Annotated in this window: 21 protein-coding genes; 1 reads left to right on the forward strand and 20 read right to left on the reverse strand. The window is 74.0% G+C overall.

Annotated elements, in window-relative coordinates; all coding sequences use genetic code 11:
- Positions 1-50: 50 nt before the first annotated feature.
- Positions 51-824 carry an HD domain-containing protein gene (locus tag CLV70_RS35500; protein WP_245908702.1) on the forward strand — a complete coding sequence of 258 codons (774 nt, stop codon included), beginning with the start codon at positions 51-53 and terminating at the stop codon, positions 822-824.
- A 16-nt stretch (positions 825-840) separates the two neighbouring features.
- Here CLV70_RS35500 and CLV70_RS35505 read toward each other — a convergent pair whose 3' ends face one another.
- The 20 genes from CLV70_RS35505 to recN all read right to left on the reverse strand — a co-directional run bounded on the left by CLV70_RS35505 (position 841) and on the right by recN (position 24,577).
- A complete protein-coding gene (locus CLV70_RS35505; protein ID WP_245908695.1) occupies positions 841-1,752 on the reverse strand; it encodes an STM4011 family radical SAM protein in 912 nt (303 codons plus the stop codon).
- Positions 1,698-3,038, reverse strand: coding sequence for an STM4012 family radical SAM protein (locus CLV70_RS35510; RefSeq protein ID WP_106131009.1), 1,341 nt, complete (start codon positions 3,036-3,038; stop codon positions 1,698-1,700). The genes CLV70_RS35505 and CLV70_RS35510 overlap by 55 nt, the downstream gene beginning before the upstream one ends.
- A complete protein-coding gene (locus CLV70_RS35515; RefSeq protein ID WP_106131032.1) occupies positions 3,035-3,832 on the reverse strand; it encodes an STM4013/SEN3800 family hydrolase in 798 nt (265 codons plus the stop codon). Before CLV70_RS35515 ends, CLV70_RS35510 begins: the two co-directional genes overlap by 4 nt.
- The gene (locus tag CLV70_RS35520) at positions 3,832-4,986 is read right to left on the reverse strand and encodes an STM4014 family protein (RefSeq protein WP_245908697.1); all 1,155 of its coding nucleotides are present in this window, start codon (positions 4,984-4,986) and stop codon (positions 3,832-3,834) included. Before CLV70_RS35520 ends, CLV70_RS35515 begins: the two co-directional genes overlap by 1 nt.
- A gap of 221 nt (positions 4,987-5,207) precedes the next feature.
- Complete coding sequence (locus CLV70_RS35525; protein ID WP_106131010.1) at positions 5,208-6,128, reverse strand: STM4015 family protein; 921 nt, start codon at positions 6,126-6,128, stop codon at positions 5,208-5,210.
- 66 nt (positions 6,129-6,194) lie between these two features.
- A complete protein-coding gene (locus tag CLV70_RS35530; protein WP_106131011.1) occupies positions 6,195-7,943 on the reverse strand; it encodes a hypothetical protein in 1,749 nt (582 codons plus the stop codon).
- Positions 7,940-8,608, reverse strand: a complete 669-nt coding sequence (locus CLV70_RS35535) for a zinc metalloprotease (RefSeq protein ID WP_106131012.1) — start codon at positions 8,606-8,608, stop codon at positions 7,940-7,942. Before CLV70_RS35535 ends, CLV70_RS35530 begins: the two co-directional genes overlap by 4 nt.
- 1 nt (position 8,609) lies before the next feature.
- A complete protein-coding gene (locus tag CLV70_RS35540; protein WP_106131013.1) occupies positions 8,610-9,542 on the reverse strand; it encodes a ParA family protein in 933 nt (310 codons plus the stop codon).
- A gap of 112 nt (positions 9,543-9,654) precedes the next feature.
- Complete coding sequence (locus tag CLV70_RS35545; RefSeq protein ID WP_106131033.1) at positions 9,655-10,575, reverse strand: site-specific tyrosine recombinase XerD; 921 nt, start codon at positions 10,573-10,575, stop codon at positions 9,655-9,657.
- Complete coding sequence (ald, locus tag CLV70_RS35550; protein ID WP_106131014.1) at positions 10,572-11,687, reverse strand: alanine dehydrogenase; 1,116 nt, start codon at positions 11,685-11,687, stop codon at positions 10,572-10,574. The genes CLV70_RS35545 and ald overlap by 4 nt, the downstream gene beginning before the upstream one ends.
- Positions 11,688-11,865: 178 nt before the next feature.
- A complete protein-coding gene (locus CLV70_RS35555) occupies positions 11,866-12,177 on the reverse strand; it encodes a hypothetical protein (protein ID WP_106131015.1) in 312 nt (103 codons plus the stop codon).
- Between the two features lie 107 nt (positions 12,178-12,284).
- A complete protein-coding gene (locus CLV70_RS35560) occupies positions 12,285-12,881 on the reverse strand; it encodes an NUDIX domain-containing protein (protein ID WP_106131016.1) in 597 nt (198 codons plus the stop codon).
- Complete coding sequence (locus tag CLV70_RS35565; protein ID WP_106131017.1) at positions 12,878-14,602, reverse strand: CTP synthase; 1,725 nt, start codon at positions 14,600-14,602, stop codon at positions 12,878-12,880. The genes CLV70_RS35560 and CLV70_RS35565 overlap by 4 nt, the downstream gene beginning before the upstream one ends.
- 126 nt (positions 14,603-14,728) lie before the next feature.
- Positions 14,729-16,906: a hypothetical protein gene (locus CLV70_RS35570; protein WP_245908704.1), complete on the reverse strand. Its 2,178-nt coding sequence runs from the start codon at positions 16,904-16,906 to the stop codon at positions 14,729-14,731.
- Between the two features lie 89 nt (positions 16,907-16,995).
- Positions 16,996-18,123: a glycosyltransferase family 4 protein gene (locus CLV70_RS35575; RefSeq protein ID WP_106131018.1), complete on the reverse strand. Its 1,128-nt coding sequence runs from the start codon at positions 18,121-18,123 to the stop codon at positions 16,996-16,998.
- Positions 18,120-19,694, reverse strand: a complete 1,575-nt coding sequence (gene murJ, locus CLV70_RS35580) for a murein biosynthesis integral membrane protein MurJ (protein WP_106131019.1) — start codon at positions 19,692-19,694, stop codon at positions 18,120-18,122. The genes CLV70_RS35575 and murJ overlap by 4 nt, the downstream gene beginning before the upstream one ends.
- On the reverse strand, positions 19,691-20,554 hold the full coding sequence (locus tag CLV70_RS35585) for a hypothetical protein (RefSeq protein WP_106131020.1): 864 nt from the start codon (positions 20,552-20,554) through the stop codon (positions 19,691-19,693). Before CLV70_RS35585 ends, murJ begins: the two co-directional genes overlap by 4 nt.
- Before the next feature lie 65 nt (positions 20,555-20,619).
- The gene (locus CLV70_RS35590; protein WP_106131021.1) at positions 20,620-21,543 is read right to left on the reverse strand and encodes a copper transporter; all 924 of its coding nucleotides are present in this window, start codon (positions 21,541-21,543) and stop codon (positions 20,620-20,622) included.
- A 32-nt stretch (positions 21,544-21,575) separates the two neighbouring features.
- Positions 21,576-22,754 carry a putative cytokinetic ring protein SteA gene (steA, locus tag CLV70_RS35595; RefSeq protein WP_106131034.1) on the reverse strand — a complete coding sequence of 393 codons (1,179 nt, stop codon included), beginning with the start codon at positions 22,752-22,754 and terminating at the stop codon, positions 21,576-21,578.
- Positions 22,755-22,828: 74 nt separating this feature from the next.
- On the reverse strand, positions 22,829-24,577 hold the full coding sequence (gene recN / locus CLV70_RS35600; RefSeq protein ID WP_106131022.1) for a DNA repair protein RecN: 1,749 nt from the start codon (positions 24,575-24,577) through the stop codon (positions 22,829-22,831).
- Positions 24,578-24,611 lie beyond the last annotated feature (34 nt).

Genomic DNA, 24,611 nt, shown 5'->3' on the forward strand with positions numbered 1-24,611 from the left:
TCATGACGCTGAGGGCCTTGTGCCGCATAAGCTGGACCATGGGTTCCACGATGGGTGGTCTGGCGCGCATTCTCAGCGACACTCGACGCAATCGCGACATCCCTCTTCTCTTTCACGCCTATGAGCTGGCTGAACGGGCTCATCGGGGGCAGCGCCGGCGTAGTGGCGACCGATACATCACTCATCCGGTCGAGGTGGCGACGATCGTTGCGCGTCACGGGGGTACGGTCCCGGCGATCTGTGCGGCGTTGCTGCACGACGTGGTCGAGGACACCGGCGTGCGGGCGTCCGTGCTGCACGCCGAGTTCGGGGCGGAGATCGCGGGAGCGGTCGACGCGTTGACCGCCGGGGTGGTGCGGGAGGGCGGGGCGGTCAGCCGCGAGGTGATGCTGGTGGCCGTGGCGGATCGGCTGCACAACCTGCGGACCCTTCGGTACGTCGCGCCGGCGAAGCGGCGGAGGGCCTCGATCGACACTCTCGCGGTGCACGTGCCGCTGGCCCGCCGGTTGGAGATTCCGGCGGTGGCCGCCGAGATGACCGATCTCGCCTGTGCCACGTTGGACGGGCTCGAGCGGCGGGCCGTGGTGCTGCGGCCCGGCAGGGCGGTCGCGGCGGTGCGGCGGGTGGACGTCCGGGGCGTTGTCGAGGCCGGGGCGGCGCTGGGAGGTGGTGCGGCGGTCGTGGGCAGCGGTGCGGTGCCGGAGTGGGCCGTGGCGACGGGTGGCGCCGGGGTGTTCGCGCTCGCCGTCGCGGTGTTGTTCGGGCGGGATCCGCGGGGGGCTCAGCGGTTGGCGGGGCTGATCGCCGCCTGGAAGCGCCGGTAGGGACCGCTCCGGTCGCTCAGGCCGGCCACCTGGCGGGGATCCGCTCGAGGACTCCGCCGGCGTAGACGTCTCTCAGGCCCAGCGGTTCGAGGTGGACGTAGCCGATGTGGCAGTCGCAGATGCGGTTGGTGCAGGGGCGGGGGCGGAGGGCTGCTCGCCAGCTGCCGTCGTACAGATTGCCGATCGGGGTGTCGATGAAGTGGCAGCGGCGGACCTCGCCGTCGCCGCGGACCGAGATGGCGGTCTCTCCCGCCTGGCAGGGGCGGCCCAGGGAGGGGTGGGGGCGCACGCTCGTACCGAAGTGGGGGTCGAGCCGGGTCCAGCGGCGTTCCTCGTCCTCGCTGTAGAGGTGGCCCTCGGCGGCGTTCACCCACAGGTACACCGAGGGTTTCAGGGCACGGCGCAGGGAGAGGGCGGGTTCGTAGTGCTGGGGCAGGCCCACGACCCCGACCGAGTAGCGGTGGCCCAGGTCGTCGAGGCGGCGGGTGCGGCTCAGGAAGCGGTCCTCGGTGACCTGGCCCGGGTGGTAGGTCGCCCACAGCGCGGCCACCCGCGGGGACGCGTCGGCGAGCCAGTCGACGCGGGCGGCGAGGTTGGTCTGGATGGCCACCCGGTCGATGTGCGGGAGGTGGGACAGGCCGACGATCGCGGTGCGGTACCAGGAGCGGGTAAGGCCCTCGCCCCACGGGGTGAAGAGGATCGACAGGCGGCGGTCGGTGGTCTGCCCGGCCCAGGTGACGAAGCGTTCCAGGGCGGCGCGGTCGGCGCGGAGGAGGTCGGGCGGGTCGATGCGCTTGGCGAACGGGCAGTACGGGCAGTCGTAGTTGCAGCTGGCCAGCGGGCCCCGCCACAGGATGAACAACGGCGGGGCGGTCATCGGATCGGGGAGGTCGCCATCGCGGCGCGGACCGGGGCCGAGGTCAGCCACGGGCCGATCGCGTCGGAGTGGGCCAGGCCCTCCGGGGTCAGGCGGGCGTGGTCCGGGTGCAGCCAGCCGCGGTCCACCAGGGCCGCCAGCTCGGGGAAGTCGTCGTCGTGGCGGGTGGTGAAGCGTTCCTCGTACGCGGACGCGTCGACCCCGTCGACGCGGAGCAGCGATTGCAGGAGCCAGCGGCGGCGCTGTTCGTGGGCGTCGAGGCGGAAGCCGTACTCGGCGTGGTGCAGGTCGGCCGGCGGGCGGGACAGGTAGTCGTCGATCACCGCCCGGACGTGCGGCACGGCGACCGCGTAGTCGAACGAGTAGTGGAGTTCGCGGGTGTACGAGCGGGCGCCGCAGCCGAGACCGACCATGCCGTCGTCCTGACAGGAGTAGTCCGGCCCGGCGGACGGGGAGGAAGCGGCGGACGGGAAGGCCCCGGCGGACGGGGAGGAAGCGTGCGAGGGTGCGCGGAACTGGCGCATGGACTGCTGCGTGTACCCCGCGTCCGTCAGCAGCTCGACGGCGTCCCGATACAGCTCCTGGCGCTGAGCGTCCCAGCCCGCCCGTCCGCCGCCCCGGCGCCCCAGGCCCGTCAGCGGGCGCACGTACAGCGGATACAGGAACAGCTCCTCGGGCTTCCAGCGCAACGCCTGCTCCAGCGAATGCCGCCAGGACGCCCGGGTCTGCCCGTCGATCCCGTAGATCAGGTCGATGTTCAGCGCCGGGGTGCCCGACGCGCGGATCGTGTCCAGGGCGGCGAAGACCTCCGGGAGTTTCTGGGGGCGTACGGCGGCGCGGGCCTCCGCCTCCACGAAGCTCTGCACACCGATGCTCACCCGGGTCGTGCCGTGGGCGCGTAACACCGCCAGCCGCTCCGGGGTCGCCGTCGCCGGGGAGGTCTCGACCGAGGTCGCGATCCCGGAGGCTCCGAACGTGTCCTCGACGATGGCGAACAGTTCCTCCAGCTCCGCGGCGGTCAGATAGGTGGGCGTGCCACCTCCGACGGCGAGCTGCGAGAAGGACGGCGACATTGCTTCGCGTACGGCCAGAGCCTGCCTCCGCAGCTGCGCCAGATACGCCGTCACCTGCTCGGCCGGCGGGTGCGCGCGGGTGAACAGGTTGCAGAAGCCGCAGCGCATCTCGCAGAACGGCACGTGCACGTACGCGAACAGCGCCCCCTGCGGCTCCCCCGCCCACACGTCGCGCAGCAGCGGCCGCGGGTCGAGGCGGCGGTACGCGCTCTTGTGCGGGTACGCGTACAGATAGCCCTGGTACGGCGACGAGTCGAGGCTCATGCGGTCTCCAGCACGAAGTCGGCGTACGGCACCGTCCACACGGCCTCGTGGGCGACGCGGTGGCCGGTGTGACCGTCCTCGCCGTAGAGGGTGCCGTGATCCGAGCAGATGATCACCTGGCAGGGGCGGCCCCGGCCGGCGGCGACGGCGAACAGGCGGGGCAGCACCGAGTCGACGTACGCCAGGGCCGCCGCGTGGGTGTCCAGGGTGTCGGCGGCGGCGCCCGGCAGGTAGTGGCGGTTGGGCTGGTGCAGGGCGGCGACGTTGACGAACGTGAACAGCGGCCGGGCCGGGTCGAGGCCGGCGACGACGGCGGCGAGCCGGTCGGTCTGCGCGTCGAGGCAGGCCGGCGCGGTCACGCCGAAGGCGGGCTCCCACAGCGCCTCGGCGAACATGCCGGGCAGCACCCGGCCGAGCGGGGCGCCGGGGTTGAAGAAGCCGACGCCGCCGAGGCAGACCGTGTGGTAGCCGGCGTCGGCCAGGGCGGTCGGCAGATCGGCGGCGTCGAACACGTACGTGTCCGGGCCGCTGGTCTCGCTGCCGGCGAAGCGGGCCGCGAACAGCCGCTCGTGCGGGCCCGGGGTGAGCGGGGTCGGCAGGAAGCCGGCGAAGAACGCGTGGTGGGCCGCGTACGTGAAGGTGGCCGGGGTGTGCCGCCGCTGCCAGACGCCGCCGGGCAGGACGCGGGCCAGCTCGGGGGTGCGGCCCTCGGCGAGGCACGCCGCGGCGACGTCGTAGCGCAGCGTGTCGAGCGTGACGAAGAGCAGATCATGGCTGCCGATCAGGCCGCGCATCAGCCCTCCGCCCAGCCGCGCCACGTCGCGCCGGCCTCCACGCCACGCCACGTCGCGCCAGCTTCCGCGCCGCGCCACGTCGCGCCGGTCTGCGCGCCGCGCCACGTCGCGCCGGGCTGCGCGAACGAAGGGAGCATCGCCTGCCGCAGGGCGTCGGCCTGCGCGCGGTAGGTGTCGCGGCCGTCGGCGAGGACGCCGGGCAGCAGGTCGCCGAAGGCGTTGACCTCGGCGACGGCGTGCCGGCGCCAGCCCGCGGCGAACATGAGGTCCACGCCCACGTGCAGGCTGCGGGGGAAGCAGGCGGCCACCCGTACGCAGGTGTCCAGGGCGGCCTGCCACGCCCGGGGGCCGGCCGCCGCCCGCACGTCGGCCACGTCGCCGCGGGCGTTGCCCAGGTGCAGGTTCGTCATCGGGGTGCGTGAGGTGCGGACCACCACGTGGCCGGGGTGGCCCGCGATGACCACGACGCGCAGGTCCAGGGTGCGGCCGCCGAGCCCGGCCTTGGGGAACCAGCGCTCGACGTGCAGGCCGTCGGCGGCGAGGCGGTCCACGATGGCCGCGATCTCGGTCTCGCTGTCGTAGCGGCGCACCCGCAGGTTGTTGTAGAGCCGCCCGTCGGGGGCCCGTTCCACCGAGGTGATCGCGGACGCGCGGGTGCCGGTCGCGGTGAGGGCGAGCACCCCCGAGGCGGACGAACCGTACGCGGGCTTGACGAAGACCCGGGCCCATCCCGCGGCCCGCATCGCCGCCCGCAGCCCGTCCCAGCCGGTGATCGCGGGCAGCGCCTCGGGCACGGGCACGCCGGCGGCGCTCAGCACGGCGTGGCAACGCCGTTTGTCGCCCATGGTGAGGATGTCGGCGGGCGGGTTGAGCAGGGTGCCGCCGCCGGCGGCTATGCGGTCGAGGGCGGCGGCGAGGGCCGCGTGGGCCGCCGCGAGCCCGGCGATCTCCCCGGGCTCGGCGGGGGCCGGCGGGCAGGAGCCCCGCAGGCCGGTCGCGCCCGGGGAGTCGATCCGCACGATCGTCCCGGGGCCGGGCACCGGGCCGCCGCGCAGCACGTCGCGCCACGCGAAGACGTCCGGCGTCCCGAGCCCGGCCGCGACGGCCGCGGCGGCGAACATCGCCACCCGCCGGTCGCCGGGCTCCCCCACCACCGCGACCCGCCCCCGCCCACCGCCACCCGAAGAAGCGCAGCCCAAGGCGCCGCCGGCGCAAAGCCCGGAGCAAAGCGCGGAGGAAGGCCCGGAGCAAAGCCCGGAGGAAGGCCCGGAGCAAAGCCCGGAGGAAGGCCCGGAGCAAAGCCCGAGGGAAGGCCCGGAGGAAGGCCCGAAGGAAGGCCCGGAGGAAAGCGGAGTCCCGCCGGGCAGGAGAGCGCTCATTCCGCCACCGTCGTATAGCGGCCCCACCGCTCCTCGGTGCACGCCTCGGACACGTCCACCCGCACCCCCGGCAGCGCGTCGACCAGCCGCTGCGCCACCTCCGCGCTCAGGAAGTGGTGGCTCACGTCCAGCGCCCGCAGGTGGCCGAGCGGCTGCCCCGCGAGCAGCGCCTCCGCGCCCGCGTCCCCGAGGGTGCCCTTGGAGAGGTCCAGCTCGGACAGCCGGGGCACCAGCGGGGAGGCGGCCAGCGCGGCCGCGAGGGCGTCGGTGTTCTCCGCGTTGCAGAGGCCGAGCCGGGTCAGGGCGGGCAGGACCCGGTCGGAGAGCAGCGGTTCCAGGTCGTCGGGGGTGGCGACGCCGCCGTACGCCTCGACGCCGAGCCACAGCTCCAGGTGGGTGAGGGCGGGCAGGTCGCACTCGAGGACGGTCCGGGCGAGGGCCGGTGGCAGGCCGCCGGACTGCACGACCAGCTCGGTGAGGGCGGGGTGGCGCAGCGGCTTCAGCTCGAGGCCCTCCGTGCCGCGCAGCCACAGGCGCTCCAGCCGGGGGAACGCCTCGAGCAGCGGCGTGATGTCGCCGTGCTGGATCCAGGAGATCTCGCACTGCTCGAAGGTCATCTCGCCGATGAACAGCGACCGGAGGGCACCCAGCCGGCCGGCGTTGCGCACCAGCAGGTCGAGCGGCGCGGCTTCCTCGTAGGCCGAGCCCCACTCGCCGAGCACCAGGGCCACCGGGCCGCCGTCGCCGGCGCGCGCGAGCACCCGCTCGAAGGCCTCCTCGAACTCCGACGGCGGCGCCTCGAAGTCGGTGACCTCGGCCCGCCACGCGACCGCGGCCGGGTCCGCGGGGTCGTCCCCGGCGTCCCAGGCCACGATGGGCAGTCCGGCGAAGGTGGTCAGATGCGAGCCGATCGTCACGAGTTCTCCTTGCGAGCCGCGGTCCAGCGAGGACCAGGAACCTAGCAGCGGCGTACGACGAAAAACTCAGCCGACGCGCCACACCCAGGCGTCGCCGAACTGCTCGCCCGGACCCACCAGCTCGTCGACCATCCGCCGCAGCGGCTCGTAGCCCGGCAGCGCGCGCAGCACCAGCACCGATCCGCGGAACCGGGCGATGTCGACCCGGACCGCCGCCCGCAGTTCGGGCGTGACCTGGGCGATCTTGCCCCTGCGGGTGGCGTCCGAGACCACCGTGGTCAGCACGCTGGGCTCGACTCCCGCCTGCCCGATCCCGTCGGCGTCGGGCGCGAGGAAGTAGCCCTCCGGCACCGGGAATTCCGACCGTTCCCACGCCGCCCAGCTCAGCGAGTCCCGCCCGCCGGCGTCGTCGGGCAGCGGGAGCGGGATCAGCGAGTGTCCCGGCGGCACGTAGTCGCGCCACGCCCCGGAGGTGATGAACTGCGGAGGGCGGGCGTCGACGCGGGCGGGCAGCGGGGTGGGGATCAACGGCACGAGGGCGGCTATCACGGCGAGCATGGCCACCCCCGAGAGGATTCCGCGTACGCGCTCAGCGGCGTCGTACGCCACCGCGATCATCAGCGCGACGAACCCGACCACCCCGAACGTGATGCGGCTCGGCGTGAGCAGGCCGAACACCGGCAGGTCGTCGGGGATCCAGTGCCACACGCCGGGGAGGTCGGTGAGCTGCCCCGCCCACCGCAGCTTCGGGCCCATCGAGAAGATCGCCAGCACCGCCGCGGTGAACGTGGCCACCCGCACGAGCATCGAGCGCCGGATCAGCGCGCCCACGGCGGCCAGCACGACCAGGACCAGCGGCCAGCCGAACCAGCTGTTCTGTTCGGTACGGCCGATGGTCCGCTCGACGCTCGCGTCGCCGGCGAGCGTGTCGCGGGAGAACGTCACGTACGCGACCGGGTCCTCGCCCCACGCGTGGTAGTGCGGCAGCGCGGTGAACGTCCCCGGCCCGTTGAACTGGAACCACAGCGGGTACGCGCACAGCGTCCCCGCCACCACCGCCGTGACCGCCAGCGCCGCCGCGAAGTGCCGCGCCCGCTCCCGGGCCGCCCGCGGGCTCAGCAGGGCGTACCCGAGCACCGCGACGCCGCACGCCCCGGCCGTGACCACCAGGATCTCCTCGTTGACGAAGACCTGGTACGTCACCAGCAGGCCGAGCACGATCCCGTCGCGCAGCCAGCGCCCGGTCACGCCGAGGCGCATCACCGCGACCACGATGAACGGCAGCGCGAAGTTGCTGACGAAGTTGGGCTGCCCGTTGCCGTGGTGCACGACGCCCGGCGCGAACCCGGCGAACGCGCCGCCCAGCACCGCCGCCACCGGCGAGCGCACCACCCAGCGCTGCAGCACGTAGTACGCCGAGAACGCGGTGCCGGCCAGCGCCAGGACCATCCACACCAGGTAGGCGATCCGCACCCCGAACAGCATCGTGACCGGCGCCAGCGGGATGGTCACGCCCAGCACGGACGTGTTGGCCATGATGTTCACGCCGACCGGGTAGTTCTGCCGTACGGAGAAGAGCGGGTTCTCGAGGTGCCGCACGCTGTAGGCGCCGTGGCCGAGCAACCACTGGAACCACGTGTTGTCGTTGGCCAGATGGTCGGAGACCCGGTCCACCGGGTGACCGACGAAGTTGCCCATGACGAGCAGGCCGAGCCCGGTGAAGGCGACCGCCGCGACCAGGTGCACCGGCCACCGGCGGCGGCGCACCTCGTCCGCGGGAGCGACGGGCGCCGGCGGCGCGGCCACGGCGGTCATCCCCAGAGCCGCACGAACAGCACCCCGAGCACGTCGAGGACGACCAGCAGGATCGGGTAGCTCAGCGGGAAGAAGCAGCAGATCAGCAGCACGAGGACGCCGATGTTCTTCTCCTCGAACCACAGCCGCATCCACTGCATGCCGCGGTCGGGCCGGCGCAGCGCCGACCAGAGCACCCCGAACCCGTCCAGCGGCGGGATCGGGATCAGCGCGAGCAGGCCGAAGGTCAGGAAACCGCCGCCCAGCGACAGCAGCACCTGCTCGGTCACCGGCAGGTCGACCCCGCGGAGCAGGTCGGACGGGTCGATGATGCCGAGGTAGTTCAGCGGCGTGCTGAAGGCGTACGCGGCGAAGCAGAGCTGGGCCACGACGATGCAGGCCAGCGGGCCGCTCAGGAAGACCGCCGCCGCGCGGCCCCGGCCGTGCCGGCGGGAGACCTCGTCGACGCTGACGACCCTGCCCCAGCCCATGCCGCCGACGGCGGCCGCGACCGCGCCGAACGGGTCGATGTCCTCGCGCAGGCGCGGGCTGACCGGTTCCCGGCGGTCGGCGATGCCGAGGGTACGGGCGGTGAACCGGATCGCGAAGGCGCGCAGCAGGAGCGCGAGCAGGAAGGAGACGACCAGCGCGACGAATGCGACCGGCTCGCCGAGGGCGAAGAGCAAGCTAGCCTCGTTCGGCCTTCGCGGCGATGACCTCGCGGGCGAGCTGCCGGTAGTTGCGGGCGCCGGACGACGCCGGGTCCAGCGAGGTGATCGGCGCGCCGGCCACCGTGGACTCGGGGAACTTCACCGTCTTGGTGATCACCGTCTGGTAGACCTTGTCGCCGAACGCCTCGACGACCCGCTGGAGCACCTGGCGGCAGTGCGTGGTGCGGCTGTCGTACATGGTCGCCAGGATGCCCTCGAGCTCGAGGTCGAAGTTGAGCCGCTCGCGGACCTTGTCGATGGTGTCCAGCAGCAGGGCCACGCCGCGCAGGCTGAAGAACTCGCACTCCAGCGGGATGAGCACGCCGTGCGCGATGGTCAGCGCGTTGATCGCCAGCAGGCCCAGCGAGGGCTGGCAGTCGATCAGGATGAAGTCGTACTCCTTGCGGACCGTGCGCAGCACCCGGGCCAGGGCCATCTCCCGGGCGACCTCGTTGACCAGCTGGATCTCGGCCGCGGACAGGTCGATGTTGGCCGGCAGCAGGTGGAGGCCGGCCACGTCGGTCTTGATGATGACGTCCTCGGCGGTGACGTCGTCCTGCATGAGCAGGTTGTAGACGCTCAGGTCGAGGTTGTGCGGGTTGACGCCGAGGCCGACCGAGCAGGCGCCCTGCGGGTCGAAGTCGACGAGCAGGACCTTGCGGCCGTACTCGGCGAGGGCCGCGCCCAGGTTGATCGTCGTCGTGGTCTTGCCGACGCCGCCCTTCTGGTTGGCGAGGGCGATGATCCGCGCCGGTCCGTGCCGGTCGGTCGGCATCGGCTCGGGGATCGGGCGGCGCATCGTGTACGCCGTAGGGTCGGCCGGGCCCAGGTCGGCGCCCAGGTCGAGGGAGCTCTGCTGTTCGCGCAGTGCCGAGGTCCAGGCCTCCGCGCGCTCGTCGTTCCCCGCCATGTCCCTCAAGCCCCCTCTCGACCCGCAGCCGGAGCCGATGCCCGACTGTACGCCACGGAAGCAGCCCATCCGGGGTCACCCGTTCGGCGTGTCGTCCACTGGTGCCCAACGCCTAACGAGCGCGCGGGTGTGCGGTGGCGTAGACCTCCCGCAACCGGTCCACCGTCACCAGCGTGTACACCTGCGTGGTGGTCACCGAGGCGTGCCCGAGCAGTTCCTGGACGACCCGGACGTCCGCGCCGCCGTCGAGCAGGTGGGTGGCGTACGAGTGCCGCAGCGTGTGCGGGGACACCGCGTGGGCCCCCTCGACCGGCAGCCCCGCGGTGGCCGCCGCCCGGTGCAGGATCGTCCAGGCGCTCTGCCGCGACAGCCCGCCGCCGCGCGCGTTCAGGAAGACCTTCGGCGTGCCCTTCCCGCCCGCGAGCAGCACCGGCCGCGCCCGGACCAGGTACGCGTCGAGCGCGGCGCGCGCGTACGAGCCGAGCGGCACCAGCCGGGTCCGGCCGCCCTTGCCGTGCAGGGTCACCACCGCGTCGTCGAGGTCGTCGACGTCCAGCCCGACCGCCTCGGAGATCCGCGCGCCGGTGCCGTAGAGGAATTCCAGCAGCGCCCTGTCCCGCAGAGCCAGCGGCTCGTCGCCGGCGACCGCGTCGAGCAGGCGGGTGACCTGGTCGACGTCGAGGGCCTTGGGCAGCCGCTTGGGCGGGGCCGGCGGCTTGACGTCGCGGCCGGGGTCGTGCGGGGCGAGGCCCTCGCGGGCGGCGAAACGGTGCAGGCCGCGTACGGCGCTGACCGCCCGCGCCGCCGACGACGCCGACAGCGCGGGATGCTCCTCGGAACCCTCCCGCAGCAGGCTCAGGTGGCGGGTCAGGTCGGCGGCGGTGACCGCGGCGAGGTCGGTGATCCCCGCCGCGGCCAGCGACTCCAGGTACCGGTCCAGGTCCCGCCGGTACGACGCCACGGTGTTGCGCGACAGGCCACGCTCGACCGTCAGGTGGTCGAGATAGGTCTGTACGGCCGCGGCGAGGCTCAGCTGAGCACCTCGGACACCGGCAGGGCCCGCATGCCGTGCGCCTCGGCGACCGGGCCGTACGTGACGTGGCCGGCGTGCGTGTTGAGGCCCAGCGCCAGCGCCGGGTCGGCCCGGACCGCGTCGCGCCAGCCGCGGTTGGCGAGCTCCAGCGCGTACGGAAGGGTGACGTTGGTCAGGGCGTACGTGCTGGTGTGCGGCACCGCGCCGGGCATGTTCGCCACGCAGTAGAACATCGACTGGTGCACCGGGTAGACCGGGTCGGCGTGGGTGGTCGGGCGCGAGTCCTCGAAGCAGCCGCCCTGGTCGATGGCGATGTCCACGAGCACGCTGCCCGGCTTCATCCGCGAGACCAGGTCGTGGGAGATCAGGTTCGGCGCCTTCGCGCCCGGCACCAGCACCGCGCCGATCACGAGGTCCGCGTCGATGACGGCCTTCTCGATCTCGTACGCGTTCGACGCGATCGTCTGCAGGTGCCCCCGGTAGTCCGCGTCGGCCGCGCGCAGCCGGGCGATGTTCTTGTCCAGCACCAGCACCTCGGCCTGCATGCCCAGCGCGATCGCCGCGGCGTTCATGCCCGACACCCCGGCGCCGATCACGACGACCTTGGCCTGGTACACGCCGGGCACGCCGCCCATGAGCACGCCACGCCCGCCGCCGGAGCGCATCAGGTGGTAGGCACCGACCTGCGGCGCCAGCCGGCCGGCGACCTCGGACATCGGGGCGAGCAGCGGCAGCGACCGGTCGGGCAGCTCCACCGTCTCGTACGCGATCCCGGTCACCTTGCGGTCGAGCAGCGCGTCGGTGCACTCCTTCGACGCCGCCAGGTGCAGGTAGGTGAACAGGACCTGGCCCTCGCGCATCCGGCCGTACTCCTCGGCGACCGGCTCCTTGACCTTGAGGACCAGTTCGGCCGTGCCCCACACCTCGTCGGCGTCGCCGAGGATGGTGGCGCCCGCCGCCGCGTAGTCGTCGTCGGTGATCGAGGAGCCGGCACCCGCACCGGCCTGCACGAACACCTGGTGGCCCGCGCGGGTGAACTCGAAGACCCCCGCCGGGGTGATCGCCACCCGGAACTCGTTGTTCTTCACTTCGCTCGGAATGCCGACCTTCACGAGTCGACACCGTCCTTTCCGGGAGAGACGTCGATGGCTCATACCCGAGACGGGCTGCTTCGCAGATTACCGTCCCACCAAGTGGAAGATACTGCCGATCCGTTGCCCGAAGATCAAGAAGTGACGACCGCCCGATGTCGCTGCCCGTGCGTCCCCCGGTATTTCCCCCGATGAGCGGTTACATGGTGCTCAACGCCACCGCGAACACGGCGACGGAGGCCACGGCCACCGCGCCGAACGCGGCCAGGCCGGTGAGGGCGGCCACCCGCGCCGACCACAGCCGGCGCACGATCACGTACGCGAACAGGGCCGCGAGATAGGCGACCACCGCGAGGTACACGACCAGGAAGAAGAGCAGCCCGACCACCAGGCCGGTGCCGGCCGAGACGGCCACGGCCGGCCCGCGGCGCAGATCGGTGCGGACGACGAGGAAGGTCCCGGCGGCGGAGCCGGCGACGATGATCGATGCGACGACGAGAAGGAAATCCACGCCGGCATGGTGGCAGCCGCGACCGCGCCGAGGCCCGTCGTGCACAGGATGTTCACGGAACCTCCCCGGTACGGGCCCGCCGCGGGGCGGCCCGTACCGGGACGGCGTCAGAGCGGCGGGGTGTCCGCCGGGCGCAGCGTGGCCCAGCCGTCGTCGCGGGCGCGGGCCGCGCAGAGCAGGCCGCCCACCGCCGCCGCGTTGGTGATCTCGCCGCGCAGCACCATCGCGACCGCCTCGTCGAGGTCCACCCAGCAGATCTCGATGTCGGCTTCCTCGTCCTTGCGGTCGTGCCGTTCGTCCTCCGGGACCGGCGACAGGTCGCGGGCGAGGAAGATGCGGATCGTCTCCGCGCTGAAGCCCGGCGAGGTGTGCAGGTCGACGAGCAGGTCGAAGCGGCGGGCCGTGATGTCCGCCTCCTCGGCCAGCTCGCGGCCGGCGGTGACGGCGAGGTCCTCGCCCTCGACGTCGCGCAGGCCGGCCGGCAGCTCCCAGAGCTGTTTGCCGACCGGGTGCCGGTACTGCCTGATCAGCACGACCCGGCCGACGTCGTCGAGGGCGACCACGCCGACCGCGTTCTTGTTGATCACCACGTCCCGGTCGGCGGTGCCGCCGCCGGACATGGTCACCTCGTCGGTGTAGACCGTGAAGATCGGGCCGGCGTACTTCTCGGTGCGCGACCGGGTCTCGTGGGCGAACGCGCTCATGAGGCGGGGACCGCGGCCTTGTCGGTGTCCGGCTCCGCGGAGGCGGCCACCTCGACCGGCAGCTCGTCGGCGGCCGCGTACGCGACGGCGGCCTTGACGAACGCGGCGAACAGCGGGTGCGCCCGGGTCGGCCGGCTCTTCAGCTCCGGGTGGGCCTGGGTGGCCACGAAGAACGGGTGGGTCTCCCGGTCGAGCTCGATGAACTCGACGAGGCGCCCGTCCGGCGAGGTGCCGGAGAACCTCAGGCCCGCCTTGGCCAGCTTGTCCCGGTACGCGTTGTTGACCTCGTAGCGGTGGCGGTGCCGCTCCGAGATCTCGGTGCTGCCGTACGCCTCCGCCACGACGGAACCCTCGGCCAGCGCCGCCGGGTACGCCCCCAGCCGCATCGTGCCGCCCAGGTCGCCCTTGCCCGCGACGATGTCCTGCTGGTCGGCCATCGTGGAGATCACCGGGTACGGCGCCCGCTCGTCGAACTCCAGCGAGTTGGCGCCCTCGAGCCCGGCCAGGTGGCGGGCCGCGTCGATCGTCATGCACTGCAGCCCCAGGCAGAGGCCCAGGATCGGGATGCCGTGCTCCCGGGCGTACCGGGAAGTATTGATCTTGCCTTCGATCCCGCGGATGCCGAAGCCGCCGGGGATGACGATGCCGTCCACGCCCTTGAGCGCCGCCGCCGCGCCCGCCATGGTGTCGCAGTCGTCGCTGGGCACCCAGCGCAGCTGCACCTTGGCCGTGTTGGCGAAGCCGGCCGCGCGGATCGCCTCGCTCACCGACAGGTACGCGTCCGGCAGGTCCACGTACTTGCCGACCAGCGCCACGGTGATCGTGCGCCGGGGGTGGTGCACCCGCTCGAGCAGGTCGTCCCAGCTGGTCCAGTCGACGTCGCGGAACGACAGGCCGAGCCGGCGGACCACGTACGCGTCCAGCCCCTCGCGGTGCAGCACCTTGGGGATGTCGTAGATGCTCGGCGCGTCCGGGCAGGCCACCACGGCCTCGCGGTCGACGTCGCAGTAGAGCGAGAGCTTGTGCTTGAGCTTGTCCGGGATCTCCCGGTCGCTGCGGCAGACCAGCGCGTCCGGCTGGATACCGATGTTGCGCAGCGTGGCGACCGAGTGCTGGGTCGGCTTGGTCTTCAGCTCGCCCGACGGCGCGAGGTACGGCACCAGCGACACGTGCAGGTAGAACACCCGGTCCCGGCCGATCTCGTGGCGCACCTGGCGGATCGCCTCGAGGAACGGCAGCGACTCCATGTCACCGACCGTGCCGCCGACCTCGGTGATGACGACGTCCGGCACCCGGCCGTAGTCGTCGGGAGCGGCCATCGCGAAGATGCGCTCCTTGATCTCGTTGGTGATGTGCGGGATCACCTGCACCGTGTCGCCGAGATACTCGCCGCGGCGCTCCTTGGCGATCACGGCCGAGTAGATCTGCCCGGTCGTGACGTTCGCCTTGCCGGACAGCGCCCGGTCGAGGAAGCGCTCGTAGTGGCCGACGTCCAGGTCGGTCTCGGCACCGTCGTCGGTGACGAACACCTCACCGTGCTGGAACGGGTTCATGGTGCCCGGGTCGACGTTGAGGTAAGGGTCCAGCTTCTGCATGACGACCCGCAGTCCGCGTGCGGTCAGCAAATTGCCGAGGCTGGAGGCGGTGAGGCCCTTGCCCAGCGAGGAGGCGACGCCCCCGGTGACGAAGATGTGCCGCGTCTCGCGCACTGTTGGTGCCAAGGCCTGCTCCCGTGGTCGGTCAGTTCGGTCTTGCAGACCGGCGACGATCCATTTCGACGCCATCCACGGGATTTCACAGTAACACCTGTGTCGGCGCGCGCACGTCCGGGCTGCTCGGCACGCGTGTCAGCGGACGATCAGGCCCTCGGTGCCGGTTTTGTCCGGAGGCGGGCCCGCGTCGCGGCGCATCGACAGGCCGGGGCCGCCGGGGCCGTCCGTCTCCCCCTCGGGCCGGGTGCGGTCGGCGGCGTGCTCGAGGACGCGCAGGGTGGTCAGGACGTACAGCGGGACGGCGATCGCCGCGGCCGCGCCGGCGACCGTGAACGCCGCTCCCCCGAACATCCCGGCCAGCACGACGGTGACGGTGGTGCCGGCCAGCGCCGCACGCATGGCCGGATGCAGGCCGAAGACCCGGTTCAGCCCGCCCCACGGCGAGAACTGCGCGAAGGCCAGGGCCATCGCGCCGACCAGCGCGAGGATGGTCAGCGGGCTGTCCATCGCCAGCCCGCTGGCCGCCGCGGAGCGCTGGATGGCCGGGCCGGCGGCGCCGTCGAGGATCGCGGTGACGAAGCGCCCGACGCTGCCCTGCTCGAGGACCGGCCGCCGCAGGTCCAGCACGGCGAAGCCGATCGTCACGGCCAGCCCGGCGACCGTCGCCCAGGCGAACCGCGGGAAGGTCAGCCAGCCGCCCGTGCTGATCGCGGCGGCCACGCACACCCCGGCGGTGACCGCGACGGCCCCCACCGGGTCCGCGCCCAGGTACGGGCTGCCGACCATTATCACCGCGAACCCGCCGGCGAGGACCACGACCACGGGGCGCCACGGGCGGCGTACCCACTGGGCGGCGCAGCCCGCGACGACCAGCGCGCCGGCCACGAGGACGCCGAGGCCGACGCTGCCCACGCCCGCGTACCGGGAGCCCTCGATGGCCGAGTAGCCGGCGACGCCGTTGAGCTGTAGGCGCGCGCCGGTGAGCAGGTCCGCGCCGACGATCACGACGGCGACGGCGGCGACCGCCCCGGCGGGCCACAGCGTGCGCGGGTAACGGGGCGTCAACCGGATCGCGGCCGTGCCGGCCGCCATCAGCGCGAGGGTGAGCAGCGCGAACACGATGCCCGGCCGCCCGGACCGCCACCACGGGATCGCGTCGGCCAGCAGCGCGGCCGGGATCGCCAGCGCGCACGCGATCAGCAGCACCTCCACGAGCAGCACCAGCGCGCGCGGCGCGGACGCCGGCCCGGTCGGCCCGGCATGCCGCCGGGCCCGCATCATCAACGGCACCACGAGCAGGAAGACCGCCAGCTGTACGGCGGCCAGCCCGGTGAAGAACGACCCGGCGATGCCGAGCTGCGCGCCGGCCCGCCGGTTCACGTCGTGCACGCCGAGCACCGAGTCCGCGGGGGACGCCGGACGCCCCGGGACCGTGCTGGCCGTACGCCCGTTGAACAGCCCCTCCGGGGCGGGCCGCCCGAGCACGGTCAGGATCGTCGGCGCCAGGTCGACGAGCTTCAGATAGCCGTCGCGGCCGGTGCCGGCGGAGGTCAGCCAGCCGCCCTGCCACCCCGGGCCCTCGGCGATGGCGACGTGCAGCCGCGAGGTCGTGTCGGTGTCCGAGACGCCCGCGACGACCACCAGCGACCGTTGCGGCCGGGCGGCCAGCACCCGGGCCAGCACGGCGTCGGCCTGCGCGACCCGGTTCTGCCGCGCGGCGCCGGTGCCGGTGATCGTGCCCAGGTCCACCATGCTCAGAACGCACTGGGTGAACAGCCCCTGCGGGTCGGCCGGCAGCTCGGGGACGTAGCGGTCCACGCGCCCGAACGGCCGGGCGGCGGCGACGGCGGCTCCCGGCCCGACCGCGACCGTGCACCGCACCGACTCGGCCAGGGCGCCCGGCACCGCCCCGTACGGCTGGTTGTCGGCGTTCGCGCGCACGACCTGGCCCAGCTCCGGCAGGTTCGCGCCGATGCCGTCGGGCCGTTCGACCACCGGCGCGCGCGGCGGGCACGCGCCGCTGACCCGCTGGGCGTTCCAGACCGCGTAGTTGCCGGCGCCCAGGGTCAGCCAGCCGTCGGCGGGGCAGGTCGCGTGGTGCGCGGAGCGGACGGACAGCCAGCCGATCGAGCCGCGGGTCGCCTGCTGCCACAGGGTGGGCGTGCGCCGCGGGTCGAGGTCGTCCCAGCGCAGCCCCGCCGCGCCGGCCACCACGACGTAGTCCGCGGAGTCGCCGGGCACCTCGGTGACGGGCCGCGCGGCGAGTCCCGCGAGGCTCGCCGCCGCCGTCAGCACGATCAGCAGGTACGGCACCCAGACCCGGCCCGTACGGGCCCGCGACGGCGGCGCCGAATCCGGCCGGCGGCCACGCCGGACCGCGGCGAGCAGGCGGCGCAGCACCCTCACCCCTGGCCCGCCCGCGCCCGGGCGACCGACGCGTACGCGGCCAGCACGTCGGCGACGGTGTCCTCCTCGGTGGGCCAGGTCGCCGCCCGCCGGGGCCCCCGCGCGGCGTAGTCGGCGCGCCGGTCCGGGTCGGCGAGCATCTCCCGGACGGCGTGGTCGAGGGCGTCGGCGTCGCCCGGCGGGATCTGCACCGCCGCGTCGCCGACCAGCCCCGGCAGCCCGCCGACCGCGGTGGTGATCAGCGGGACGCCCGCGTGCAACGCCTCCTGCGCGAACAGCTGCCGTGCCTCCCAGTCGCTGGTGATCACGGCGAGGTCGGCGCCGGCCAGCAGGTCGGGCACGTCGGTGCGGTGGCCGAGCAGGTAGACCTTGGCGCGCAGCTCGGAGGCGCGCTGGGCGAGCTGCATGTAGCTGGGCCCGGAGCCGGCGACGACGGTGACCGGCGCCGGATCGAGCTGCCGCCACCGCGCGGCGGCCTCCAGCAGCACGTCGTAGCGCTTCTGCGGGTGCAGCCGGCCGACCGAGAGGATCAGCGGGACGTCGGGGGCGACGCGGAACTCGGCGCGCACGGCGGCCCGGGTCCGCCGCGGCGCGGCCAGCACCGGCGCGGCCACCGCACCCAGACGGGCCTCGCGCGCGCCCAGCGACAGCGCGCGGGCGACCAGGTCCTCGGAAGCGCCGAGGGTCAGCGTCGCGGACCGGGCCACGATCCGCTCGACCAGCGCGGAGGCGCCGGCCCGCAGGCCGCGGGCGAGCACGGCGTTGTGCCAGGTGACCACGAGCGGCGCGGCCGGACGGGCGAGGGCGGCGACGAACCCGGCGCGCAACCCGTGGGCGTGCACCACGTCGGCGCGGCGGGCCGCCAGGGCCCGGCGCAGCGCCCGGATCGCGCCGGTGTCCTGCGCGCCGGGACCGGCCGGGATCTCCACCGGCACGAACTCGGCGCCCGCGGCGGCGAAGCCGAACAGCTCGTCGGTGGCGGCCGGCCCGCACACCAGCACCGGGCAGCCGGCCGCGAGCAGGCCGCGGGCCAGCGAGGAGACGTGCTGACCCACCCCGCCGGTGCTGGAGCCCAGCACCAGCGCGACCGAACCGCGATAGGCCGGCTGCGCTGCGTCGCTCACGTGCGGTGCCTCCTGGTGAACCTCGAGACCAGTGATCGGAGGTCGCGGCGGGCGAAGGGATAGGCCACCGCGGCGTAGACCACCGCGACCGCGACCCCGCCCAGCATGCCTTGCAGGATGCTGCCTCCCACGCCCGGGGTGCCGCCCGCGGCGTGCCGCAGCGCCTCGGTCACGCCCCATCCGGCGAAGCCTGCCGCGACCGCCGCCACGATACCGACGACGGCCGCCCGGGGCAGTCCCGTGAGCGCCCGGGGGCCGGCGTGGCGCCGTACGGCCAGCACGAGCAGCAGCCCGATGGCCGTCATGCCGACCGCGTTGGCGGCGCCCAGCCCGGCGACCTGCCGGCGGTCGGTGAGCACGCCGGAGAGCAGCACGGCGGCGAGCGCGGCGACGCCCCAGCCGGCAGCGGTGGCGAACGCCGCGGCGACCGTCGCGCCGCGGGCGTACAGGGCGCGGGAGAGCAGCGCGAACAGGGCGTACCCGAGCAGGCCGGGGGCGAAGGCCACGATGCCGGGCGCGGCGGCGCGGGTGCCGACCAGCTGCGCGGCGGGCCACGCCAGCGCACCCAGCGCGGCGGCACCGAGACCGGCCAGCAGCAGCACCGACCGGGCCGTACGCGCCAGGGTCCCGGCGTAGTCCTCCTCGTCCCCGCGGGCGAAGGCGGCGGACAGGCGGGGGTAGACGGCGGTCGCCAGCGGCACGGCCAGCACCGCCCACGGCAGCAGGAAGACGGTCTGCGCGGCGAGGTAGATCGTCAGCGGCCCCTTGGTGGCCAGCACCAGCACGACCAGCACCATGATCTGCTGCGAGCCGACCGTGACCGCGCCGGCCCAGCCGAGCCGGACCGCCAGGCGCCCCTCGTCGCCGGGGAAGCGGTAACCGGGACGCCAGCGCAGCCGCAGCCGGCGCAGCGGGACGAGCAGGCACAGCGCCAGCACCACGACGCCCAGGGTGGTGCCGCCGGCCAGGATCAGCTCGCCGGTGCCGCTGAGACCGCCGACGTCGCTGCGGGCGCCGTCGACCACGGCATAGCTCAGGTACGCCCCCATCACCGTGACGCTGGACAGCAGCGGCGCGATGACCGGCCACGCGAAGCGGTGGTGCGCCTGGAGCACGCCGGTGAGGACGATCCCGATGCCGTACAGCGGCAGCTGGGGGGCGAAGACGCGCAGCATCCGCGCGGCGAGCTCGCGTTCCGCCGGGGGAACGTCGAACAGCCCGGCGATCGGGCCGGCGAGCAGGGCGACCAGCAGCGCCAGCGGCACCAGCAGGGTCACCACCCAGGTGAGCAGCGCGGAGGCGACCGCGCCGACCCGCTCCCGGTCGCCGGCGTCCACCGCCCCGGCGATCAGCGGCACCACCAGGCTGGCCAGGGCGCCGCCGGCGACCAGCTCGAAGACGATGTTCGGGATGGTGTTGGCGGCGTTGTAGACGTTGGCCAGCCCGTCGTCGCCGACCGTACGCAGGAAGACGAACGTCCGCCCGAACCCGGCGATCCGGGACAGGACCGTCAGGACGGTGATGACGGCGGCGGCACCGGCCACCCCCGCCCGGGCGCGGGCCGCGGTCACGGAGCCGGGCGGCGGCCGAGCGCGTCCAGCTCCCGCAGCCCGGGCGTGTCCTGGATGACCTTCGTGAAGCTGACCTTCTCGCTGGCCGCGGTCAGCCCGGCGAGCACGGCGAGGGCCAGGGCCCGCCCGGCCGGTCCGGTCCGCGCCGCCAGCGCCACCCCGAGCAGGGCGCCGAGCGCGTTCGCGCCCGCGTCGCCGAGCATGATCTCCTCGCCGAGGTCGGCCGGGAGCAGCCCGGCGCCCGCACCGAGCGTGCCGGCGGTCATCGCGCCGCCGCGGCCGGCGACCAGCGGCGCACCAATGATCGTGGCGGCCTTGAGCGCCCGGCCGGGCCGCAGGTCGAGCAGGTTGAGCAGGTTCGCCGTGCCCGCGATGACACCCGCGCCCAGCAGCACGTCCGCGGCGCGGCGTGCCGGGCCGGCGTCCCGCCGGGCCGGGTGGGAGCGCACCCCGAGGTCCCGGGAGAGCAGCACGGCGGCGGCGAGCCCGGCCGCGCCCACCCCGGCGATCTTCACCAGGCCGCTGGTCACCCGCCCGTCGCGCAGCGCGCCGAGGTGCCCGCGGAAGCCCTTGGCGGCCTTCTGCTCGGGCCGGTTCCCGGCGACGTCGTCGTAGAAGCCGACCGCGCCGGAGGTGGCGCCGGCGACCAGCACCGCGGCGGTGGCGGCCGGGCCGGGTGCGCCCGCGGCGGCGCCCAGCGTCGCGCCGACCGCCAGGGCGGGACCGCCGGCCAGACTGACCGTACGGCCGTGGAAGTTGGTCCGCCGCAACGCACCGGAGTGCGGGTCCTGGCGGATCCAGGCCAGCGCCGCGCGGGCGGCGAGCGCGCCGAGGCCGGACGACTTCACCCTGCTGGCCATGCTTCTGCTCTCCTGACTCGCCGGGGCCGCGGACGGCGGCCGACCGCCGAGTCTAGGCGCGCCCGTCAGCCCGCGGTCTTGGGGACCAGGGACGAGCCGGACAGCCCGTACTGCCCCACCTTGGCGGCCACCACCCGCTCGACCACCGTCAGCGCGGTCGCGAGCTGGCCCTGCGTCGTGCTCACGTTGTCCACCGTGGAGACCTTGCTGACCAGCGTCGGGTCGCCGCGGACCTCGGACACCAGGTTGCCCTCGCCGATGCCGTTGCCCGCCACGATCACCGGCTTGTTGCGCGAGAACTGGGCGACGACGGTGACCGCGTTCTGGTTCTTCTTCGCCGCGTCACGGTCGACCGGCGGCAGCCCGGAGACCACGACGGCCGCCTCCGCGCCCGGGACCACGTCGTCGGAGACCTGAAGATAGCCCGGTTCCGTGTACGCCGTGAGCACCGCCGTCAGGTCCTGCTCGTCCACGGCCGGCACCTTCTGCAGCAGCGCGAGGGCCAGCAGGGCGCTCGACGTCTCGACGCCGTCGCTGTTGAGCGGCAGGCCCTCGGCCGACACCGTGGGACGCGCCGCCCGTTCGGCGAGGCCGAGCAGCTCCAGCGCGTTCGGCGGGTCGAAGAACTTGTCCTGCAGCGTGACCCGGCCGGTGATCGTGGCGCCGGCGACCTCGAGCATGGAGGTCACCCCGTCGGCGTAGTCCTTGCCGCTGGGCAGCACCACGACGACCAGCTTGCGCCCGGTGAGCTTGCCGTTGAGCAGCCCCGGCGAGACCTGGGTCGCGAAGTCCTGGCCGCGGTTGAGCTCGTCGCGGTACTGGCTGGCCTGCTCGCGGTAGTTGCTGTTGTCCTTGCTCAGCGCGTCGACCCGGTCCTTGAGGGTGTCGACGACCGGCCCGTTGAGCGCGGCGGTGCCCACCACCAGCCCGATCGCGAGGGCGAGGAAGACCGCGGTGAGCGACACCACGTGGTACCGGAAGTTGATCACGCCTAGAGCCTCTTGGTCGGTATCGCGGGGGGCTAGAAGAGCTGTCCTATTTGGAAGACCAGATTGTCCCACCACTCGGACACCACGGCGAGGTAGGCCTGGCCGACCGTCGACACGGCCACGGCGGAGGCCATGGCCGCGACCGCGGAGAGCACCAGCAGCAGCAGCGCCGAGCCGGAGATGTTCTGCTTGTAGAGCCGGCTCACGCCCTTGGCGTCGACCAGCTTGCCGCCGACCTTGAGCCGGGTCAGGAACGTCGAGGCCATGCCGCCGCGGCCCTTGTCGAGGAACTCGACCAGGTTGGCGTGCGTGCCCACGGCGACGATGAGCGAGGCGCCCTTCTCGTCGGCGAGCAGCATCGCCAGGTCCTCGCTGGTGGCCGCGGCCGGGAAGGTGGTCGCCTGCACCCCCAGCCCGTGCACCCGCGCGAGCCCGGGGGCCCGGCCGTCCGGGTACGCGTGCACGATCACCTCGGCGCCGCAGCGCAGCACGTCGTCGGTGACCGAGTCCATGTCCCCGATGATCATGTCGGGGGTGTAGCCGGACTCCACCAGCGCGTCCGCGCCGCCGTCGACCCCGATCAGGACCGGCTTGAACTCCCGGATGTACGGCCGCAGCACGTCCAGGTCGGCCTTGTAGTCGTAGCCGCGCACCACGATCAGCACGTGCCGGCCGCCGATGCGCGTCTCCACGTCCGGCACGCCGACGCCGTCGAGCAGCAGGTCGCGCTCCTGCTTGAGGTAATCCATGGTGTTCGCGGCGAACGCCTCGAGCTGCACCGACAGCCCCTCGCGGGCGTCGGCCATCGCGGCGGCCACGGTCTGCGCGTCCTGCCGCACGCCGGTGGCGACCGGCTCGCCCCCCAGCAGCACCGTGTCGTTGTCGAGGCTGACCAGGTCGCCCTCGCTGAGCCGGTCGAACACGTCCTCGCCGAGGTTGTCGATCAGCACGATGCCGGCCTGGACCAGCACCTCGGGCCCCAGGTTCGGATACCGCCCGGAGATCGACGGCTTGGCGTTGAGCACGGCGGCGACGCCGACGGCGACCAGCGAATCGGCGGCCACCCGGTCGATGTCGACGTGGTCGATGACCGCGATGTCACCGGGGCGCAACCGGCCGACCAGACGCTTCGTCCGGCGGTCGAGGCGAGCGGTGCCGGCAACAGCCCCGGGTTCGACGCTCCGGGTCCGGCGCAAGGTGGGAAGTCGCATCCCGGCCATCCTGACACGCCGGATCGAGCGCCTGGCACGCGACATGCACAAGGTCACCCCCGGAAAGGGGCGAATCACCCCCCGTGCTTCTCCCGCTCGGCGACCGCCAGCAGCTCCTCCGCGTGCGCGATGCCCAGGTCGGAGTCGGGCAGGCCGGCCAGCATCCGGGCCAGCTCCCGGGCCCGCTCGGTCTCCTCGACGATGCGCACCCCGCTGGTCGTGATCGCCCCGCCGGTGTCCTTCGCCACCACCAGGTGCCGGTCGGCGAACGCAGCCACCTGCGGCAGGTGCGTGACGACCAGGACCTGATGGGTACGCGCCAGCCGGGCCAGCCGCCGGCCGATCTCGACCGCCGCCTGGCCGCCCACCCCGGCGTCGACCTCGTCGAACACCAGCGTCGGCGGCCCGCCCGCACCGGCGAACACCACCTCGATGGCCAGCATCACCCGCGACAGCTCGCCGCCGGACGCGCCCTTCTGCAGCGGCAACGCCGGCGCCCCGGGATGCGCGATCAGCCGCAGCTCGATCTCGTCCGCGCCGTCCGGGCCCACCGCCAGGTCGTCGATGACCGGCTCGTCGCGCCCCGCGCTGCGCGCCAGCACCACGATCTCCACCCGGGCGTGCGGCATCGCCAGCCCGGCCAGCTCCACGCTGACCTGATCGGCGAACCGCCCGGCCGCCTCCGTCCGGGCCGCCGTCAGCCGCCCGGCCAGCTCGGCCACGTGCCCGGCCAGCCGCAGCCGCTCCTTGTCGAGCTCCTCGAGCAGCTCGTCGGAGGTGTCCAGGATCGCGAGGCGGCTGCGCGCGTGCTCGGCCCAGGCGATGACACCCGCGACGTCGTCGGCGTACTTGCGGGTGAGCGCCCGCAGCGCGGCCCGCCGCTCGTAGATGGCCTCCAGCCGCGCCGGATCGGCGTCGAGCTGGTCGAGGTAGGCGGACAGCTCCGCGGAGACGTCACCGACCAGCGTCGCGGCCTCCTCGACCCGCGCGGCCAGCTCGCCCAGCGCCGGGTCCACCCCGGCCTGCGCCTCGAGCGTGCGCCGCGCGGTGCCCAGCAGCTGCGTCGCGTCCGGCGCCTCCTCGGTCGCCTCCACGCCCCCGGCCAGCGACTGGGCCGCGAGCGCCGCCGCCGTGCGCAGCCCCTCGGCGTGCTCCAGGCGCTGCACCTCGGCGCGCAGGTCGTCGTCCTCACCCGGCTGCGGGTCCACCCGGCTGATCTCGTCGAGGCCGAGCTTGAGCAGGTCGGCCTCCTGGCTGCGCTCCCGGGCGTGCCGGCGCCGGTCGGCAAGGTCGTCGACCACCGCCCGCCACTGCGCGAACGCCTGCCGGTAGGTCTCCAGCAGCTTCTCGTGCTCCGGCCCCGCGTAGCGGTCGAGCGCGGCCCGCTGCTCGGCCGGGCGCAGCAGGCGCAGCTGATCGGACTGCCCGTGCACGGCGACGACCTGCTCGCCGACCTCGCCCAGCATCGCGACCGGCATGCCGCGCCCGCCCACGTGCGCCCGCGACCGGCCCTCGATCGTGACCGTGCGGCTCAGCAGCACCGACCCGTCGTCGTCGATCTCGCCGCCGGCGTCGGTGATCCGCGCCTGCACCGAGTCGGCGAGCGGCCCGCCGAGGCGCAACCGGCCCTCGACCACCGCGCGGCCCGGGTCGGCGCGCACCCGCCCGGCGTCGGCCCGGCCGCCGAACAGCAGGCCCAGCCCGGTCACCACCATCGTCTTGCCCGCTCCGGTCTCACCGGTGATGGCGTTCATGCCCGTGGTCAGCCGCAGCGTCGTGTCGTCGATGACGCCCAGCCCGGTGATCCGCAGTTCCTCCAGCACAGGCCGAACAGTATCGGTGCCCACCGACAATTGC

Origin of the sequence: Pseudosporangium ferrugineum, from assembly GCF_003002065.1 — a bacterium.
Lineage (GTDB): Bacteria > Actinomycetota > Actinomycetes > Mycobacteriales > Micromonosporaceae > Actinoplanes > Actinoplanes ferrugineus_A.

Coding starts and splice junctions, on each gene's coding strand:
- CLV70_RS35500 (WP_245908702.1), top strand. CDS start 51: ATGGGTGGTCTGGCGCGCATTCTCAGCGACACTCGACGCAATCGCGAC.
- steA (WP_106131034.1), bottom strand. CDS start 22,754: ATGCGACTTCCCACCTTGCGCCGGACCCGGAGCGTCGAACCCGGGGCT.
- CLV70_RS35540 (WP_106131013.1), bottom strand. CDS start 9,542: ATGGCGGGGAACGACGAGCGCGCGGAGGCCTGGACCTCGGCACTGCGC.
- CLV70_RS35585 (WP_106131020.1), bottom strand. CDS start 20,554: ATGGCCAGCAGGGTGAAGTCGTCCGGCCTCGGCGCGCTCGCCGCCCGC.
- CLV70_RS35530 (WP_106131011.1), bottom strand. CDS start 7,943: ATGACCGCCGTGGCCGCGCCGCCGGCGCCCGTCGCTCCCGCGGACGAG.
- CLV70_RS35510 (WP_106131009.1), bottom strand. CDS start 3,038: ATGAGCCTCGACTCGTCGCCGTACCAGGGCTATCTGTACGCGTACCCG.
- CLV70_RS35560 (WP_106131016.1), bottom strand. CDS start 12,881: ATGAGCGCGTTCGCCCACGAGACCCGGTCGCGCACCGAGAAGTACGCC.
- CLV70_RS35515 (WP_106131032.1), bottom strand. CDS start 3,832: ATGCGCGGCCTGATCGGCAGCCATGATCTGCTCTTCGTCACGCTCGAC.